Source organism: Vibrio sp. LQ2 (assembly GCF_023920125.1).
In the GTDB taxonomy this organism is placed as follows: domain Bacteria; phylum Pseudomonadota; class Gammaproteobacteria; order Enterobacterales; family Vibrionaceae; genus Vibrio; species Vibrio fluvialis.
On record NZ_CP085308.1, the window covers coordinates 3,102,107 to 3,119,909 of the forward strand.

Annotated in this window: 20 protein-coding genes and 1 pseudogene; 18 read left to right on the forward strand and 3 right to left on the reverse strand. The window is 53.7% G+C overall.

What is annotated here, in order from left to right; translation table 11 throughout:
• Positions 1–2 precede the first annotated feature (2 nt).
• Complete coding sequence (gene lhgO / locus LGV68_RS14480; protein WP_252535541.1) at positions 3–1,238, forward strand: L-2-hydroxyglutarate oxidase; 1,236 nt, start codon at positions 3–5, stop codon at positions 1,236–1,238.
• 48 nt (positions 1,239–1,286) lie between these two features.
• Here lhgO and LGV68_RS14485 read toward each other — a convergent pair whose 3' ends face one another.
• Positions 1,287–1,691, reverse strand: coding sequence for a cystatin domain-containing protein (locus LGV68_RS14485; protein WP_222772145.1), 405 nt, complete (start codon positions 1,689–1,691; stop codon positions 1,287–1,289).
• Positions 1,692–1,797: 106 nt separating this feature from the next.
• Between LGV68_RS14485 and LGV68_RS14490 the strand changes: the two genes are divergently transcribed.
• Together LGV68_RS14490 and arfB are read left to right on the forward strand one after the other, a co-directional pair.
• Complete coding sequence (locus LGV68_RS14490; protein ID WP_222776902.1) at positions 1,798–2,013, forward strand: DUF3820 family protein; 216 nt, start codon at positions 1,798–1,800, stop codon at positions 2,011–2,013.
• A gap of 4 nt (positions 2,014–2,017) precedes the next feature.
• Entirely contained in the window at positions 2,018–2,431 is a 414-nt protein-coding gene (gene arfB / locus LGV68_RS14495) for an alternative ribosome rescue aminoacyl-tRNA hydrolase ArfB (RefSeq protein ID WP_020329773.1), read from the forward strand.
• Between the two features lie 94 nt (positions 2,432–2,525).
• Here arfB and LGV68_RS14500 read toward each other — a convergent pair whose 3' ends face one another.
• Positions 2,526–2,945, reverse strand: coding sequence for a universal stress protein (locus tag LGV68_RS14500; RefSeq protein WP_024374906.1), 420 nt, complete (start codon positions 2,943–2,945; stop codon positions 2,526–2,528).
• Positions 2,946–3,181: 236 nt separating this feature from the next.
• On the opposite strand from LGV68_RS14500, the gene LGV68_RS14505 reads away from it, so the two are divergent.
• The 5 genes and pseudogenes from LGV68_RS14505 (at position 3,182) to LGV68_RS14525 (ending at position 5,623) form a co-directional block, all read left to right on the forward strand.
• Positions 3,182–3,514: a YggL family protein gene (locus LGV68_RS14505; RefSeq protein ID WP_020329775.1), complete on the forward strand. Its 333-nt coding sequence runs from the start codon at positions 3,182–3,184 to the stop codon at positions 3,512–3,514.
• A 76-nt stretch (positions 3,515–3,590) separates the two neighbouring features.
• On the forward strand, positions 3,591–3,989 hold the full coding sequence (locus LGV68_RS14510; RefSeq protein ID WP_252535543.1) for an SRPBCC family protein: 399 nt from the start codon (positions 3,591–3,593) through the stop codon (positions 3,987–3,989).
• Positions 3,990–4,024: 35 nt separating this feature from the next.
• Entirely contained in the window at positions 4,025–4,462 is a 438-nt protein-coding gene (locus LGV68_RS14515; protein WP_238829391.1) for a GNAT family N-acetyltransferase, read from the forward strand.
• Positions 4,459–4,959, forward strand: a pseudogene (locus tag LGV68_RS14520) (GNAT family protein); the annotation flags it as partial. The gene LGV68_RS14515 and the pseudogene LGV68_RS14520, both read left to right, overlap by 4 nt.
• Before the next feature lie 61 nt (positions 4,960–5,020).
• Positions 5,021–5,623, forward strand: coding sequence for a DJ-1/PfpI family protein (locus LGV68_RS14525; RefSeq protein ID WP_020329780.1), 603 nt, complete (start codon positions 5,021–5,023; stop codon positions 5,621–5,623).
• 29 nt (positions 5,624–5,652) lie between these two features.
• Here LGV68_RS14525 and LGV68_RS14530 read toward each other — a convergent pair whose 3' ends face one another.
• On the reverse strand, positions 5,653–6,636 hold the full coding sequence (locus LGV68_RS14530; RefSeq protein WP_020329781.1) for a LysR family transcriptional regulator: 984 nt from the start codon (positions 6,634–6,636) through the stop codon (positions 5,653–5,655).
• 233 nt (positions 6,637–6,869) lie between these two features.
• On the opposite strand from LGV68_RS14530, the gene LGV68_RS14535 reads away from it, so the two are divergent.
• From LGV68_RS14535 to astD, 10 genes are all read left to right on the forward strand, one after another.
• Positions 6,870–7,643: a transporter substrate-binding domain-containing protein gene (locus tag LGV68_RS14535; RefSeq protein WP_020329782.1), complete on the forward strand. Its 774-nt coding sequence runs from the start codon at positions 6,870–6,872 to the stop codon at positions 7,641–7,643.
• A gap of 61 nt (positions 7,644–7,704) precedes the next feature.
• Positions 7,705–8,421: an ABC transporter permease subunit gene (locus tag LGV68_RS14540; RefSeq protein WP_020329783.1), complete on the forward strand. Its 717-nt coding sequence runs from the start codon at positions 7,705–7,707 to the stop codon at positions 8,419–8,421.
• 10 nt (positions 8,422–8,431) lie between these two features.
• On the forward strand, positions 8,432–9,151 hold the full coding sequence (locus LGV68_RS14545) for an ABC transporter permease (protein ID WP_024374912.1): 720 nt from the start codon (positions 8,432–8,434) through the stop codon (positions 9,149–9,151).
• A gap of 83 nt (positions 9,152–9,234) precedes the next feature.
• Positions 9,235–10,257, forward strand: coding sequence for an N-acetyltransferase DgcN (gene dgcN / locus LGV68_RS14550; RefSeq protein ID WP_020329785.1), 1,023 nt, complete (start codon positions 9,235–9,237; stop codon positions 10,255–10,257).
• Positions 10,250–11,236 (forward strand): N-acetyl-D-Glu racemase DgcA, encoded by a 987-nt coding sequence (gene dgcA / locus LGV68_RS14555; RefSeq protein ID WP_202643778.1) that lies wholly within the window; start codon positions 10,250–10,252, stop codon positions 11,234–11,236. Before dgcN ends, dgcA begins: the two co-directional genes overlap by 8 nt.
• Before the next feature lie 654 nt (positions 11,237–11,890).
• Complete coding sequence (locus tag LGV68_RS14560) at positions 11,891–12,877, forward strand: helix-turn-helix domain-containing protein (RefSeq protein ID WP_252535547.1); 987 nt, start codon at positions 11,891–11,893, stop codon at positions 12,875–12,877.
• 133 nt (positions 12,878–13,010) lie between these two features.
• Positions 13,011–14,225: a bifunctional succinylornithine transaminase/acetylornithine transaminase gene (locus LGV68_RS14565; RefSeq protein WP_104965641.1), complete on the forward strand. Its 1,215-nt coding sequence runs from the start codon at positions 13,011–13,013 to the stop codon at positions 14,223–14,225.
• Between the two features lie 3 nt (positions 14,226–14,228).
• Positions 14,229–15,242, forward strand: coding sequence for an arginine N-succinyltransferase (locus tag LGV68_RS14570; protein WP_020329789.1), 1,014 nt, complete (start codon positions 14,229–14,231; stop codon positions 15,240–15,242).
• Positions 15,243–15,280: 38 nt separating this feature from the next.
• Positions 15,281–16,324 (forward strand): arginine N-succinyltransferase, encoded by a 1,044-nt coding sequence (gene astA / locus LGV68_RS14575; RefSeq protein ID WP_020329790.1) that lies wholly within the window; start codon positions 15,281–15,283, stop codon positions 16,322–16,324.
• On the forward strand, positions 16,311–17,783 hold the full coding sequence (gene astD / locus LGV68_RS14580) for a succinylglutamate-semialdehyde dehydrogenase (protein WP_158129588.1): 1,473 nt from the start codon (positions 16,311–16,313) through the stop codon (positions 17,781–17,783). Before astA ends, astD begins: the two co-directional genes overlap by 14 nt.
• Positions 17,784–17,803 lie beyond the last annotated feature (20 nt).

The following is a 17,803-nucleotide window of genomic DNA, read 5'->3' on the forward strand; positions in this document are numbered from 1 at the left end:
AAATGAACACCCATTTTGATTATGTGATTGTGGGCGGTGGTATTGTTGGTGTTTCGACGGCCTGGCAACTCAAACAGCAATATCCGGATAAGTCGATTCTGCTGGTGGAGAAAGAGGCAGGCTTCTCTCGCCATCAGACCGGGCACAACAGCGGGGTGATCCATGCGGGCGTCTACTACGCGCCCGGCAGCCTCAAAGCGGATTTTTGCAAACGCGGCGTGGAGCGCACGTTGTCGTTCTGCGCCAAACACGATATTCCGGTGGAGAATTGCGGCAAACTTCTGGTCGCCACCAACGAGGTTGAGTTTGAACGTATGCAGGCGCTGTTTGAGCGTTGCCTGAAAAATGAACTCGATGTGGAACTGCTCGATGTCGCGCAACTGAAACTGGCGGAGCCTAACATCACTGGCCTTGGTGCGATTTACGTCAAAGCGACCAGCATCGTGAACTACCGTTTAGTGACCGAGAAAATGGCGGAAGAGTTCAAAGCATTAGGTGGTGAAGTGTGCCTGAGCACCGAAGTGGTGGGGCTGAATGAAACCGAGCAGGAGATCAGCGTACACTGTCGTTACAAAGGCTCGCCGATCACCTTCCACAGCCAGTTTCTGGTGTCGTGCTCTGGCCTGATGGCTGATCGCATGACCAAGATGCTGGGGCTGGCGACGGATTTTCAGATCATTCCGTATCGCGGTGAATACTATCGCCTTGCGCCAAAACACAATCAGGTGGTGAAACACCTGATTTACCCGATTCCGGATCCTGAACTGCCGTTTTTGGGCGTGCATTTAACGCGCATGATTGATGGTTCGGTCACGGTTGGGCCGAATGCGGTGCAAGGGTTTAAGCGCGAAGGTTATGGCAAAGTGAACATCAGCGTGCGCGATGTGTGGGAGATGCTTCGCTTTAGTGGTTTTTGGAAAGTGACCGCGAAGAACTTGAAAACCGGGTTGGTGGAGATGAAAAACTCGCTGTGGAAGCCCGGCTATCTGCAACTGGTTCGCAAGTATTGCCCGAGCATTGAACTGGCGGACTTACAACCCTATCCGGCGGGCATTCGCGCTCAGGCGGTGCTGTCGGATGGCACCTTGGTGCATGATTTTCTGTTTGCGGAAAGTCCGCGCAGCCTGCATGTGTGCAACGCGCCATCGCCAGCTGCGACCTCGGCAATGCCGATTGGGGAATACATCTGCCAGAAAATCGCAGATAAAGAGCCGCCCGAGCACTCTCAGGCCGCGTAAAATGAAAAGGGGCTTTCGCCCCTTTTTCTTGTGTCGCCTCACACGTGTTTAGCCACACAAATCGCCCAGTGTTGCGCCTTGGGTGATGGTGAACTCACCATCGAGGGTGCGATACACCACCGCGTGCCAAACCTGACCATCTTGCGTATCAAACTCAATGGCATAGTTGGTGCCGTTGACCACCTGCGTTTTCACCGCAAGAATCGATTTCAGCCGCACATTGTTGCCCATCTGAGCCAGCACTGCGTCTACCGCTTGTTCTGCTTCCGGAGAGACGTCGGCGTCGTGCCAGCCTCCAGCCAGCTTCTCATTGCTGCACATGGCGCTGGTGGCATTGTCGGTCACCTGCGGTGCTGCGTTTTGGGGCGAATTGCCTTCTGCAGCGGATTGCTGAGCCTGATCGCACCCGGCCAGCAGAATCAGACCGAGGCAAGGGATAACGAACTTTTTCATACGAGACCTTTTGGTTTACACATCATTAGGGGTTAGACTTGCGTCCTTCGCTCCATTACGTTGTACTCCCTCAATATCGGAACAGAGACAAAAGGCCGTCAAGCTTATGTTAGAAAAAGAAAACTTGCTGAAACTGGCTCGGGTGCAGATGCCGTTTGGCAAATACGCCGGACGCGTGCTGATTGACCTGCCGGAAGAGTACCTGTTGTGGTTCGATAAAAAAGGCTTTCCGGAAGGCGAACTGGGGCGACTGCTGCGGTTGTGCCTGGCGCTGAAAATTGAAGGTCTCGACAGTGTGGTCAAGCCACTGAAACGGATGTAGCGACATGTTGGTTATTTCAAACAACGTCACGCTGGCCGACTGGGAAATCGAAATCAACGCGATTCGTTCGGCGGGCAATGGCGGTCAAAATGTTAATAAAGTCGCCACCGCGATTCATCTGCGCTTTGATATTCAGCGCTCGTCGCTGCCAGCTATTTACAAAGAACGATTGCTTAAAGTTTCCGACAGTCGCATTACATCAGATGGCGTAATCGTGATTAAATCGCAGGAATTTCGCACCCAACTACAAAATAAAGAGGCCGCGCTGGAGCGACTCAAAGAGTTGATCTTGTCCGCGATGGTGGTGCAGAAAAAGCGCCGCGCTACCAAACCGACGTTGGGCTCACAACGCCGCCGTATGGATGGTAAATCCAAACGTGGCGAAACCAAGGTATTGAGAAAGAAAGTCGATTATTGAGTGAAGGGAAGAGACGATAACCCCAAGTCGGTTGAGGTTGCTTGGGGTTATCGTTTTTTTTTCGCGTGTTGATGACCTTAAATGAGGTCGAGAATTAGATCGGAACCACCAGAATATCGATGGGGGATTTGTTGATCAGATGGCGAGAATAGGAGACTAACTTGCTGACAAAGTCATGGTGGTGACCGCAAATCAGCAGATCAAAACCGTTATCGGCGATGATCATCCCGAGTTTGTCACTCAGATCGCCGGTGCCGACATAGAAATGTTTAATCGGAAAATCGCTGTATTGTTGCAACGATTTGAGCATTTTGTTTGAACGGTCATTGAGCGGCTTCTGGTTCGGATCGGCCTGAATGTCGATCAGCTCTTTGTAGATCTCGCCAATGGTGCCATCGATATGAATAAATGACACATCCGCGCCCGTTACCTCGGCAAACGACACCGCTTTATCGATGAGCGGTTTGCTGTCGTCTGAGAGTTCGAGCGCGACCAGGATATGTTGGTATTTCATCACTACACTCCTATGCTTAGACACGGTTTGCCAATCACCAGATTGCGCACCATGAGTCGGTTTGCAAACCTCCGCAGAGGGAGTGATCGGGCGATAAAGTCATCATAGAACGCGCGAAAAAAAATTGTGTCGCAGCGGTAACAGATTGAAAAAAATGCTCGATAAAACAGCGATTATCACTACGATAACCGCGACAACGAGCGCATTGCATTTTTGATAGTAACGAGGAAATAACAATGACAACCAACAGAAGCAAACGACTGAGAAAGAAACTTTACGTGGGCGAATTTCAGGTACTGGGCTTCGCGTTTTCGTGCAAGGTGAACACCGATGATGACACGCAATACGACGTGCTGCTCGACAGCTTCATCGATTTCATTGAGAGCCGCAATCTGGTGATGGGCGGCGGCGCGAATCACGAGTCGTTTGATGGGTTTGTGGTTGCCGAAGGCCGCTACGATTCAGCAACGGATGAAGACCGTGCAGCGGTTGAAAAGTGGCTGAGCGAACAGGCGATGTGCTCACAGGTTCAGGTGGAAGCTTTGGTTGACATCAACCACGGCGAGTAAGCACTTTCTTATCTTGCTTTGTGCACTTTTTACCCCTTAGACTGGCGTTAAAATAGTCAGCTCTGAAAGGCGTCGTATGAACGAAGTGCACCACCTCAGTCTTTACATCGACTGCCCAGTGCAGACGGTGTATCAATTTGCGTCTAACCCCGTCAATCTGCCTTTGTGGGCGGCTGGGTTGGCGCAGTCCAACGTGATTCAAGAGGGCAACCTCTGGTTGGTTGAGGCGCCGTTTGGCCGGGAGCGGATTGAATTCGCTCCGGCTAATCCCTTTGGCGTCATGGACCACACGGTCGAACTTGAAGACGGCGAGCGGGTGTATAACCCGATGCGCGTTGTGCCCCATGGTGAAGGCTGCGAATTCACCTTCACCCTATTTCGCCGCGATGGCATGAGCGATGAAGCCTTCTTTCGCGATAAAATGGCGGTCATCAACGATCTCAACGCGTTAAAAGAGCGCATGGAAAACCACTGACATTTTCATTTCTTCTATCAGTCAAGGAGCCGACGATGGATTTTAGCCTGCGGCAGGCCACCCCAAACGATATGGAATTTTTGCTGACGCTGCGTGATGTCACCATGCGCCATTACCTTGAACAAGTCGGTGCGCCCACGTCGCGCGAGGCCTTTCTTCAGCGAATTCACTACCATTTTGATGACGCCAAAATCGTTCTCATTGATGACCAACCCGCCGGGCTATTCAAAGCCACCTTCATACCCAATCGCAATCAATGGTATCTGGTGCAAATTCAGGTACATCCCGATTTTCAGAATGCCCGAATCGGCAGCCGCCTGATTGCCACATTAATTGAGCAAGCCAAAACAGAAGGCGCCAGCGTTGGCTTGAGCGTGTTGAAGAGTAATCCGGCGCAGCACCTGTATGCGCGGCTTGGATTTCAGCGCACTGGCGAGTCTGAATTTGAATACGACATGGTGTATCCGGCATGAATGATGTTGTCGCTCAATCATCCCTAACACTGACCCCGTTCACAGCGGCCGATTATCCGCAATTGATCGACTGGATCGACAGTGACGAACTCAATTATTTGTGGGGCGGGCCGAATTATCAGTTTCCGCTGACGGTCGAACAAATCGAGGCGCATTGCGCGCAGCCACAGGTGCATCCGTTTTTGTTTCACGTTCAGGGTGTCGCATCGGGGTTTATTGAGTTGTATCAGGTCGATAGCCGGCACGTGCGGTTATGTCGCATTTTTATCGCTCACGCTCAACGTGGTAAAGGGATGGCCAGCCCGATGATCGAACTGGCCATCGACGTCGCTACAGAGCAACTCAATGCGGGTTTGCTGAGCCTCGCCGTGTTTGAACACAACGCGGTGGCACGTCATTGTTATCAGCAACTGGGGTTTGTCGAAACACAGTGGGAGCAAGGCACGCGCTCGTTCAACGGCCACAGCTGGAATTTGGTGCGCATGGAAAAAACGTTACCGCTACAGGGCTCACATCACGGTCATCACACCGCTGAAATCACACCACAGGGAGAAACTCATGCAAGTCGCGATACTGACGTTTGAAGGATTTAATGAGCTCGACTCGTTCATTGCTGCGGGCATTTTAAACCGGATGAAAGGCGACGGGTGGAACGTGCAAATCACCTCGCCAACGGCGCAGGTGACCTCAATGAATGGCGTCACCATTGATGCGCAGCAGCCACTGGAATTTGCCAATCAGGCCGATGTGGTGCTGTTTGGCAGTGGCATTCTGACCCGGGATATTGCAAGCGATGAGGCAATCTTGTCACGTCTGGCACTCAATCCGGCCAAGCAGCTCATTGGTGCGCAGTGTTCGGGCGCGCTGCTGCTGGCAAAATTGGGCTTGCTGACAAACTTGCCAGCCTGCACCGATTTAACCACCAAACCTTGGGTGATCGAGGCGGGCGTTGAGGTCCTCAATCAACCCTTTTTTGCCCAAGGGTCGATTGCGACCGCTGGCGGCTGCTTAGCGTCACAATATCTCGCCGCGTGGGCCATTGCCACATTGGCCGGCACGCAGGCCGCAAGCGAGGCGATGTTTTACGTTGCGCCCGTCGGTGAAAAGGAGCAGACCGTGCAACACGCGATGTCGGTGATTTTGCCCTTTATCGACGCATAATTTCGCGATATCCACGCAGTATTCAACGGTTAGTCACTCAATGGCTGGTGATGCGCGCTCTGGATCGCATTCAGCGTTCTGCGTACCAGCGCTTGGGTTTGCTGTTTCAGCAGACGCACAAAATGCACTTCGATATCACTCAGCGAAACGGTTTCCGGCGTCACCAGATACATTTCGGTCACAGGCAGCGACTCATACGGCGGTAGGGGCCATAACAACCCTTGCGCCACATACGGCTTGGCGCTTTCCACCGTCAGTGCGCCAAAACCAAGTCCTGCCATAATCATGCGGCGAACTTCCTCTAAATTCGACGATACGGCAACCAATTTACCCCAAAACTGCTGTTGATCGCGAAAGTGGGCAATCGCGTCTAAGCCTTCGCCGGGTTGGTCACTTTCAAACGAGATATAGGGCAGGCCTTTGATTTCGTCCAAAGTCAGGTCATCGCGCCCAAAGCAGAGATGGGTACGACCACAGTAAAAACCCATCTGCTCATAGCCGAGAAAATCACAACGAATCCCAGTTTTGGCGATTTTTTTATTGCTGAGGCCAATGTGCAGCAGGCCGTCGGCCACATGGCTGACAATGTCGGCACTCGGGTGCGTGTTGACGTTGAAAATGACGTTGGGAAACAGCGCATGGTATTGGGCGAGGGTGGCGTCAAACGCCGGGCATTGCAGATGGCTGGCAATCTCAATATTCAGCTCGCCCTGAATATTATCCGTTTGATCGACAAACTGATCCGCCATGTTGCCGATGATTCGTCCCACCGACGAGGCGTATTCATACACCCTCATGCCGTGCAGCGTCAGGGCGAACACGCCTTTCTTACGCAGGATTAGCCGCTTGTCGACATGCTCTTCCAGACGCTTCAACGCATTGCTGACACTGGGCTGGCTGAGTGACAACTTACGTGCTGCTGCACTGATGCCGCCTTCATTCACGATCGTGAGAAAGGTATAGAGCAGGTTCCAGTCGAGATTGCGCAGCAGGCGATCTTTGGCGTTGAGCATGATGTGGCTTCCTTGGCGAATTATCCATAGCGATAAACTATGTATATCATACTTATTCATCATTATGGATTTTATCCAACTTTCAACATACTCATTAGTGAGCTTGCATCGTTTGCGGTTTTGAAAGGAAGCGGTCTTCAGGGCAAACGACAGTCTGGAATGAAATCATTCAACCAAACGACCGGGCGTATCATGAGTCGTACGGGCATAACAAAAGTAGAAGGGAATCCATGATGACAAAAGGAAAACTATGGGGCGCATTACTTGCAACCTCAGTGGCATTCGCGGCGTCAGCCAGCGCAGAAACGATTAAAATTGGCACCGAAGGCGCGTACCCTCCGTTCAATTACTACACCGCTGATGGTCAGTTGGCTGGGTTTGATATTGAAATTGGTAAGGCGTTGTGCAGCGAAATGAAAGTGGAATGTGAATTTGTCGCTCAGGATTGGGACGGCATTATTCCGGCGCTGCTCGCGGGTAAGTACGACATGATTCTCGCCTCGATGTTCATTACCGAAGCACGTAAGCAGCAGGTCTCGTTCAGCGCGCCGTATCAGGCTTCTGCGATGACCTTTGTGGTTGATAAAAACTCAGGCATCAAAGATGTGTCGCCGAAAGCGATGAAAGGCTTAATCATCGGCGCGCAAAGCTCTACGACACAGGCGGAATATCTGCTGGCCAACTATCCGGAATCGGATGTGCGCCTGTATCCGACTCAGGACGCGGTGAACCTCGATCTTGCCAGTGGCCGGATTGATGCGCAGGCGGGCGACATCATGCCAATGACCGATTGGCTGAACTCAGACGACGGCGCGTGTTGCCACAAAGCGGGCGATCTGATTACTGACAGCAAATACGTGGGCGACGGCGTGGGCATTGCGCTGCGCAAAGAAGATGATGCCCTGCGCCAGCGTGTCAATCAGGCGCTCGCTAACATCATCAAAGATGGCACCTATCAGAAAATCAACGACGAGTTTTTCAAGATTAACCTGCTGACGCTGAAATAAGTCAGCCGACGGGTGGCGGCGTGAGTCGCCACTTGAATGGAATCACGAAGAGAGCGACGCGATGGATTATCTGATGTATCTGAGTCTGGGTGACAGTGGCTGGGGTGACGAACTGCTCAAAGGGCTGGCGATTACGCTCGGGTTGGCGCTGTGTGCGTTACCGGTGGGAATGGTGCTTGGCACGGGTGTCGCCGCACTGTCGATCAGCAAGCACAAAGGCCACCGCTGGTTTGCCACCGTGTACACCACGGTTCTGCGCGGCCTGCCGGAACTGCTGACGCTGTTCATCATTTACCACGGCGTCGGTCTGCTGATTAATAAAACCCTAAAATGGCTTGACCCGAGCAACGGCTTTTTTGAACTCAACCCGTTTGGTGCGGGCGTGATTGCGCTGGGCTTGGTCTTCAGTGGCTACGCGGCGGAAGTGCTGCGTGGCGCGTGGAAAGCCATGGATAAAGGCCAGCGCGAAGCGGGCTATTCACTGGCGATGGGCCGCGGGCAGATTTTCTGGCTGATTGAGCGCCCGCAACTGCTGCGCTTGGCACTGCCCGGATTGGGCAACCTCTGGATCAACCTGCTCAAAGACACCGCGCTGGTGTCGGTGATTGCGCTGGATGATTTGATGCGCGCGGCGAATATCGCGGTAGGCGCAACCAAGAAACCGTTCCTGTTTTATCTCACCGTGTGCCTGGCGTACTGGGCCGTGTGCGTCTGTTGTGAGCGGGTACTGGCAGCAATGGAAGAGCGTTCCAAACGTGGCATTCGCGTGAGTCGATAAGGAGACCGTCATGACCGAATTTATCGCTAAAGTCGCGCCGATGTTGCTGGATGGTGCATGGATGACACTCAAAATCACCTTTATCTCAGTGTCACTGGCGGCGTTGCTGGCGTTGCCGATGTCGCTGCTGCGCATTCAGCGTGCGCGCGTTTATCGCTGGCCGGTGCAGTGGTTCATCTCGTTCTTTCGCGGCACGCCGCTGATTGCACAACTGTTTTTACTCTATTACGGCTCCGGGCAATTTCGCCCGTGGCTGATGGAGATGGGGCTGTGGCACTTTTTCCGCGACCCGTTTAACTGCGCGCTGCTGGCGTTCACGTTCAACTCGCTGGCTTATCAGACGGAAATTCTGCGCGGCGCGATTCAGTCGGTCGACGCCGGCGAAATTGAAGCGGCCAAGTCGATGGGCATGAACAACAGCCTGCTGTATCGCCACATTGTGCTGCCGTTGGCGTATCGGATTGCGTTTCCGGCACTGGGCAATGAATGCATCTTAATGCTCAAAGGCGGCGCGGTGGCCAGCGTGATCACCGTGATGGATTTAATGGGCCAAACACGGCGCGCTTTTTCTCAAACTTTTGATATTTCAACGTACTTTTTGGCGGCAGGGCTATACCTCATCATTGCGACGGTGTTTGTGATGGCCTGGCGTCAGGCAGAGCGTTACCTCTATCGACACCAGATTCAGCGAACACCGGAAGCAAACCCCGTGACCGCTGCTGCGACCTGATTTTTCCACGCTAACCACAACCTGATGGCACCAGGAGTTACGGCTCTTGTGGGCTCGTTTGACTGTAAAAAAGGATCAACACAATGAACAAGATTGAATTGAAAACCCCTTACTTAGTGTTTCTGGGCGATGCCAATGACCTGCTGATGGCGAAAGTGGCGAAAGGTGTGGCGCATTGGCGCCCGGAAAAATGCCTGGCGCAATTTCGTCTGCCGGGTGCCAAAGCCGATTTGGGCTTAGCGGAAATGTCACCGCGTGAAGCGGCGGCGTGCGGCGCCAAAACCTTCATTCTCGGTCTGGCGCCGGTGGGCGGCACTTTGCCGATGGCGTGGTTGGATATTTTGATTGACGCGATGGAAGCGGGCATGGATATCGCCAGCGGTCTGCACATGCGCCTTAACGATATTCCTGAGCTGGTGGCGGCGGCTGAGCGCACCGGGCAAAAACTGATTGATGTGCGTGTTCCACAAGGGCCGATGGTGTGTGGTACCGGGTTACCACGTGTGGGTAAACGTCTGCTGAGTGTCGGCACCGATTGCTGTGTTGGCAAGATGTTCACCACGCTGGCGATTCATCGTGAACTGGAAAAACGTGGCGTGGCCGCGACGTTTCGCGCGACCGGTCAAACCGGCATTTTGATTGAAGGCAGCGGTGTCCCGGTCGATGCCGTGGTCTCTGATTTTATCTCCGGCATGGTGGAAAACCTGTCGCCGGACAACGCACCTGAGCACTGGGACATTATTGAAGGCCAGGGCTCGTTACTGCATCCGGCTTACGCGGGCGTGAGTTTAGGTCTGCTGCATGGCGCGCAGGCGGATGTGATCATTGTGTGCCACGAAGCGGGCCGCACGCAGATGGACGAAATGCCGGGCTTTAGCGTGCCTGATCTGCAAACCACCATCGACATCAACCTGACCATGGGCCGTGTGACGAACCCGAATATTCGCTTAGGTGGCATTGCGCTGAACACGGTCAACCTGACTCAGGAAGAAGCGCTGGCTGAAATCGCCCGCGTTGAGAAGCAGTTTGGTGTACCCGTGGTTGATCCAGTGCGCACGGGCGTGGCGAAGATCGTCGATGGCCTGACTGAGGTGTGTTATGCGTAAGATGAGCGTACGCGTCGAGCAATGGCCGCTGCACGAACCGTTCGTCATTTCTCGCATGGCGCCGATGCTGCATGGCGAAGTCGTGGTGGTGGAAATTGAGCAGGATGGCTGTGTGGGGCGCGGCGAATGCGAGCGCATGGACATTTTTGAGCCCGATTATCCATTCGATGTGCTGGCGGATGTGCAATCAGCGGTGGCGGCGGTTGAAGGTGGCATCAGCCGTGATGAACTGCGCGATCTGCTGCCTTCCGGCGCACCGCGCAACGCCATTGACTGCGCGCTGTTTGAGCTTGAAGCCAAGTTGCAGCAGCAGCCTGCTTGGCAGATGGCCGGATTTGACGCCGCACCGCACCCTGTGACGACCGTCTTTACCTTGTCACTCGACAGCGCGGAGAACATGGGCCGCGCCGCCGCGGCACAGAAGCATCGACCGATTCTCAAACTCAAACTGGGCCGCAGCGGTGATATAGAACGTGTGCGTGCAGTGCGCGCCGCCGCACCCGATACGCGCTTGGTGATTGATGCGAACACGGGCTGGAGCTTTGCCCAGTTGTGCGACTATCTGCCTGAGCTGGCAAAACTGGGGGTGGAAATGGTCGAGCAGCCGCTGGCGTTTGAAGAAGAGCATCTGTTGGAAACCATTACGCCGATTCTGCCGATCACCGCTGATGAATCGTGCATTGATCGCACCTCGCTGGCGGCGCTCAAAGGACGTTATCAGGCAGTGAACATCAAGCTGGATAAAACCGGCGGCATGACGGAAGCGCTGGCACTGCTCAAAGAGGCGCAGGCGATGGGCTTTGAGGTGATGGTCGGTTGCATGATTGGGACGTCACTGGCGATGGCTCCGGCACTTCTGCTGGCGCAGCAAGCACGCTGGGTTGATATCGACGGGCCTTTATTGCTGTCAGAAGATCGCTCTCCCTCGCTTCACTACCGTGACAGTGTGGTGGAACCGAGCGAAGGCGTGTGGGGCTGAGACGGATTTCCTTCCACTGTGTGATTGTTTGTTGTTCCTCTTTAGCCATGGCATTCGCCATGGCTTTTTGTTTCTACGGATGAATTTTCGCCGTGACGTCGCTTCTTGAATCTATCTCCATTCGGATTGAGGTGTTATTTAGAGTTAATATTTAATTTGATGTTTTATTCAAAATAATTAAATAAAAATCTGAATTTGAATTAATAAAATTGCTTCATTGATGAGCAAGCTGAAAATAATCTTTTCATTGTGTTTGTTTTCTCGATTTATTCTACAAATAAGTATTATAAAACAATTGGTTAATTAAATTTATTTGAAATAAATTCAAAGAGATATGTTTCGAATTTGTTTAATATGTTGATATTTTATTGTGTTTAAATTTACTATGTAACGAGCCCTGTGGGTATTTATTATGGGCAGAATGGAATATAAAAATTCATTTTATTTGTTTTATTTGCATGAGTTTTCATGATGAAGAAATAAAGCTGATTAATTATTCGCTTTTTCTTGGTCACGCCGACTATGGCCGAGCTCATGCAAATAGGCGCGAAAGGAATTTCGGTGTGTTGCCCCGTCCAGGCCGAGCAAGCAGATTGCTGCGGTGAGTGAAGGTGAATGGTCAACCGAAATGGGTGCGCAAGGCCGCCACTCAACATGGAACATAGTAATCACGATATGACCTCATCTTCTTCGCCTCACAGAATCGGACTCTATGTCCCTCAACCTTGCTCACTGCTCACCCTGGGTGCGGTCACTGAGTCGCTGGCCTGCATCAACCAGATTCTGGACGAAGAAAAATACACGCTCTTTTACATCGCCGAACAAACCGATAAGCCCGTGACGATGACTGCAGGGCTGACGCTTCATGCCGAACAGGCCATCAGCGACGCGCTCGATTGCCAACTGTTGATTGTGCTGGCAAGCCATGCGCCGCAAGCTGCGTTGAGCGATGACGTCAAACGAGCGCTGGCGGAGTATGCCGCCCAAGGTGATTCACACCTGTTGGCGCTGGATAACGGCGGCTTGTGGCTGCTGGAGAGTGGCATCGGGCTGGACGCGACGTGGGCGTGGCATGGTCACACGTTGGATGCGGCGGCGCAGCGTTATCCGCAACTGGCGCTCAGTCACGAACTTTACGTGCTCGGTGAACGCCTCAGCAGTGGCTGCGGTCAGGCGGCTGCTCTCGATTGCCTGCTGGCCTATCTCAGCCGTTTTGAAAGTGAAGAGACGATTCAAACGTTGGCAGATGCATTGTGTCTCGAACGGGTCAGACCGGGCAGCGATAAGCAGCGCGTCACCAGCGGCGCAGAGATGCAACCGAGGCTGCAACAGGCGCTCGCGCTGATGGAGAGCAACCTCGAAGAGCCGCTGTCGAGCGATGAACTGGCAGAGTTGGTGCACATTTCCCGTCGCCAGTTAGAACGCTTGTTTAAGCGTTACCTCGATACCATGCCGGCGCGCTACTACTTGCAGTTGCGGCTGAAAAAAGCGCGTCATCTGCTGCAAACCACCAACCAGTCGGTGGTACAGATTGGTCTGATGTGCGGTTTTTCCAGCGGGCCTCATTTTTCGTCGGCCTATAAGGCGCACTACGACATGACGCCGAGGGATGAACGGGCAAAACGCTTCAAAACGTTTTAAAGCAGTCCGTTTAATAAACCAGTCCGTTTAAACTGGTGTGAAAATCTATAAGTTTTGGTCGGAAATCCGAACGAATTCTGGCAACCGATTGAGTAATCTGGTGGCAATGGAAAAACACAACGAGGCACACAACATGACGCTCACGCCAAACAGAACCGATTTCGACCAATACATGATCCCAATGTTTTCTCCTGCACCGTTTATTCCGGTTCGCGGTGAAGGCTCGACCGTTTACGACCAGCAAGGCAAACAATACATCGATTTCGCTGGCGGCATTGCGGTGAACGCACTGGGTCATGCTAGCCCGCTGCTGAAAGCGGTTCTGACCGAGCAAGCGGACAAGTTGTGGCATCTCGGCAATGGCTACACCAACGAGCCAGTGCTGGCGCTGGCTCGCACGCTGGTGGAAAGCACCTTCGCAGACAAAGTGTTCTTTTGTAACTCGGGTGCGGAAGCAAACGAAGCGGCGCTGAAACTGGCCCGCAAGTACGCGTTGGATAAACACGGTAGCGATAAGAACGAGATTGTCGCCTTTCGTAATGCGTTCCACGGCCGCACGCTGTTTACCGTGACTGCGGGTGGTCAGCCAAAATACTCACAAGATTTCGCGCCGCTGCCCGGCGGGATTCACCACGTTGATTTCAACGACCTGGATGCGGCGAAACAGGTGATCGGCCCCCAAACGTGTGCGGTCATCGTTGAACCCATGCAAGGCGAAGGCGGTGTCGTTCCGGCAACGCCTGAGTTCCTGCAAGGCCTGCGCGCGCTGTGTGATGAGCACGATGCGGTGCTGATTTTCGATGAAGTACAAACGGGCGTTGGCCGCACCGGACACCTGTATGCGTACATGCACTATGGCGTGGCGCCGGATGTGCTGTCGACGGCCAAAGCACTGGGTGGCGGTTTCCCGATTGGCGGTATTCTGACCACCGATAAATTTGCCCCGGCGCTGTCGGTTGGCACGCACGGCACAACCTACGGCGGTAACCCGCTGGCTGCGGCTGTTGCTGGTGCCGTGCTGAGCGAGATTAATCAGGACGCATTCCTGCAGGGCGTGAAAGCCAAGCACGATCACTTTGTGACGCGTCTGGAAAGTATCAATGCCAAGCTTGGCGTGTTTAAGCAAGTGCGTGGCCTCGGTCTGTTGATCGGCTGCGAACTGACTGCTGAGCACGCGGGGCAGGCGAAAACCATCAGCAACATGGCGGCCGAGCATGGCCTGATGACGCTGATTGCCGGCCCGAACGTGGTTCGTTTTGCGCCGGCACTGAATATCACAACCAACGAAATCGATACCGGTCTGGATCGATTGGAACAGGCACTGGAAGCCTTTACGCATAAGGAATAAATCATGATTTTATTGCGTCCTGCAAACCTGGGTGATCTTAACGAGATCGAGCGTCTGGCACACGAAAGTGGGCCGATGGTGTGCACCTTGCCCGCCATGCGTGATCACCTGATGAAAAAAGTGGAACGTTCGGTTTCCGCCTTTGAGCAGGACGTAATTTGTCCGGGAGAAGAGTCTTACTTCTTTGTGTTGGAAGAGACACACACCGGACGCCTTTTGGGCACGGGAGCGATCAACGCACTGGCGGGCTACCGCGAACCGTTTTACGCGTTTCGCAATGACATTCTGATCCACTCATCACGAGCGTTGAATGTTCACAGCCGCATCCATGCGCTGACGCTGAATCACGATCTGAGTGATCACTCCCAATTGTGCTCGTTTTATGTGGTTCCCTCACTCAAAGCGACCACCTACCCCTCACTGATTACCCTCGGCCGCCTGCTCTATATGAGCGCGTTTCCGATTCGTTTTGCCAGTGAGTGGATGGCGGTTCTGCCGGGTATTGCAGACAAGAACGGTCGAGCCCCGTTCTGGGAGCATGTCGGCAGAAAATTCTTCGGTATGGATTACAACCAGGTCGAGTACTACAACGGCACGCGCGACAAAACCTTTGTTGCCGAGCTGATGCCACACCACCCGCTGTACGTGCCTCTGATTGATGAGGAAGCGCAAGCGGTGATGGGGCAGGTTCACCCGGATGCGGAATTGCAGTGCCAGCTGCTGAGCGACGAAGGGTTTGAGCCAGATAAATACGTCGAGATCTTCGATGCAGGTCCAATCCTGACCGCACCGCGCAATACGTTGTCGGTGTGGCATGGCATGCAGCGCGGCAAAATTGCAGCGCAACCACTCGGTGGAGAAGGCATGCCGTTTTTGGTCGGCTTTGAAGGTCCGCACGGCTTCAGCGCTATGATTGCTGAAGGCACGTTGTCAGGGAACCAGTTGAGTGTAGATAAAGGAATGATGGAAGAAGCGGGGCTGCAATCTGGCCAGCCGGTGTGGATCGTCTCGCTGTAACACTTTCATCTTCAACAATAGAACAAGGAATCAGGACTATGATGGTAATTCGCCCGGTAACGAGGGATGACAAACAGGCGCTGCTGAAGCTGGCGACCAAAACCGGGGTAGGATTTACGTCTCTGCCAAACAACGAAGCGCGTCTGACCGATCGTATCGAACGTATGATTGCGACTTGGGAAGGTGACGCGCCACTGCACGATCAGGGTTACCTGTTTGTGCTGGAAGAAACCGAAACCGGTGAAGTGGTTGGGATCAGCGGCGTGGAAGTCGCGATTGGCCTGACGGAAGCCTGGTACGATTTTCGTGTCGGCACACTGGTTCATGCCTCCAAAGAACTGAACGTGTACACTCAGATGCCAACACTGTTTCTGAGTAACGACCACACAGGTTACAGCGAACTGTGTACGCTGTTCCTTGACCCGGATTACCGCCAGGGTAAGAACGGTCACCTGCTGTCAAAGTCGCGCATGCTGTTTATGGCGACGTTTCAGGACAAATTTGCCGACAAGCTGATCGCTGAAATGCGCGGCGTGTCGGATGAAAACGGCCACTCGCCATTCTGGGAAAGTCTGGGCCGCCATTTCTTTGCGATTGATTTCAGCGAAGCGGATTACCTGACGGGGATCGGCCAGAAAGCCTTCATTGCTGAGCTGATGCCAAAGCACCCACTGTACGTCGATTTCCTGACTGACGAAGCCAAAGCCGTGATCGCCGAAGTGCATGAAAACACGCTGCCAGCCCGTAAGATTCTGGAAGGTGAAGGCATGCGTTACGAAGGCTACATCGACATCTTTGATGCGGGCCCGACGCTGGAAGCGTACACCCGAGATCTGCGCATCGTGCGTGATTTCGAAACCCGTAAAGTCGTGATTGCTGAGCACATCGAAGAAACTGAGACCACCTTACTGATCGGTAACGAAAGCTACCAGAACTACCGCGCGCTGATCGGCAATCAGCCATGCACCGAGACGGAAATTGTGCTGTCGGCAGAGCAGGCGAAAGCGCTGCTGGTGAGCGATGGCGATCACGTGCGCATTGCGCCGCTGTTTGCCAAGGAGAAACGTCATGACCTCGCATGATCTGTTGATTAACGGCGAATGGCTGCAAGGCCAAGGCGCTGCATTGTCGAAATACAACCCGGGCGATCTACAAACCATCTGGTCTGGCAACGCGGCCAGCGATGCGCAGGTGGATCAAGCGGTCCAAGCGGCCCGTGACGCGTTCCCAAGTTGGGCGCGCATGGAGCTTGAAGCGCGTATCGAGATTCTGAACCGTTTTGTTGCCAACCTGAATGAAGCGCGCGATCGCCTGGCGGACGTGATTGCTCAGGAAACTGGTAAGCCAAAATGGGAAGCGCTGACGGAAGTGCAGGCGATGATGAACAAAGTGCAGATCTCCGTGCAGGCTTATCATGAACGCAGCGGGCAGAAAGTGACGGCAATGGCCGAAGGTCAGGCCGTGCTGCGTCACCGTCCTCACGGCGTGCTGGCGGTGTTTGGTCCGTATAACTTCCCGGGCCACCTGCCAAACGGTCACATTGTGCCCGCGCTGCTTGCGGGTAACTGCGTGGTGTTTAAACCGAGTGAGCTGACGCCGTGGACGGCGCAAATCACGCTGGAAATCTGGCAGCAGTCGGGTCTGCCGGCTGGCGTACTGAACCTGGTTCAGGGCGCAAAAGAGACCGGGATTGCCCTCTCTTCGCATCAGGATATCGATGGTCTGCTGTTCACCGGCTCAGCCAATACCGGTTATCTGCTCCATCGTCAGCTTTCCGGTCAGCCGGAGAAGATTCTGGCGCTGGAAATGGGTGGCAACAACGCGCTGATCGTCGATGAATACGACAACCTGGATGCCGCAGTGAACATCGTGGTGCAATCGGCCTTTATCAGTGCCGGACAGCGTTGTACCTGTTCACGTCGTTTGCTGGTGCGCTCTGGCGCGCAGGGTGATGCACTGATTCGTCGCCTGATTGAGGTGACGCGTGATCTTCGTATCGGTCAATGGAACGACGATCCGGCGCCATTCATGGGCCCGGTGATTTCAACCGCAGCAGCAGAGCAACTGCTGGCTGCGCAGGACAAACTGATTGGCCTTGGTGCTGAACCGTTGCTGCGTATGGCAAAGCTCAATGATCACAGCGCCATGCTGTCTCCGGGCATTCTTGAGGTGTCGTCGGTCAGCGAGCTGCCAGATGACGAATATTTTGGTCCGCTGCTGAGCATCATTCGCTACGACAGCTATGATCAAGCCATCAAACTGGCGAACCGTACCCGTTTCGGTCTGGCGACCGGCCTGATTTCGCCACAACGTGAAAAATACGAACAACTGCTGATTGAAGCGCGTGCCGGTATTGTGAACTGGAACAAACCGTTGACCGGCGCTTCCAGCAACGCGCCATTTGGTGGCACCGGCGCATCCGGTAACCACCGCCCGAGCGCGTACTACGCAGCGGATTACTGTTCCTGGCCGATGGCTTCACTGGAACATGAACACCTGACCCTGCCAGAAAAACATTTACCCGGCCTACAATTTAACTAAAAGGCGAGAAGGAGTATTAC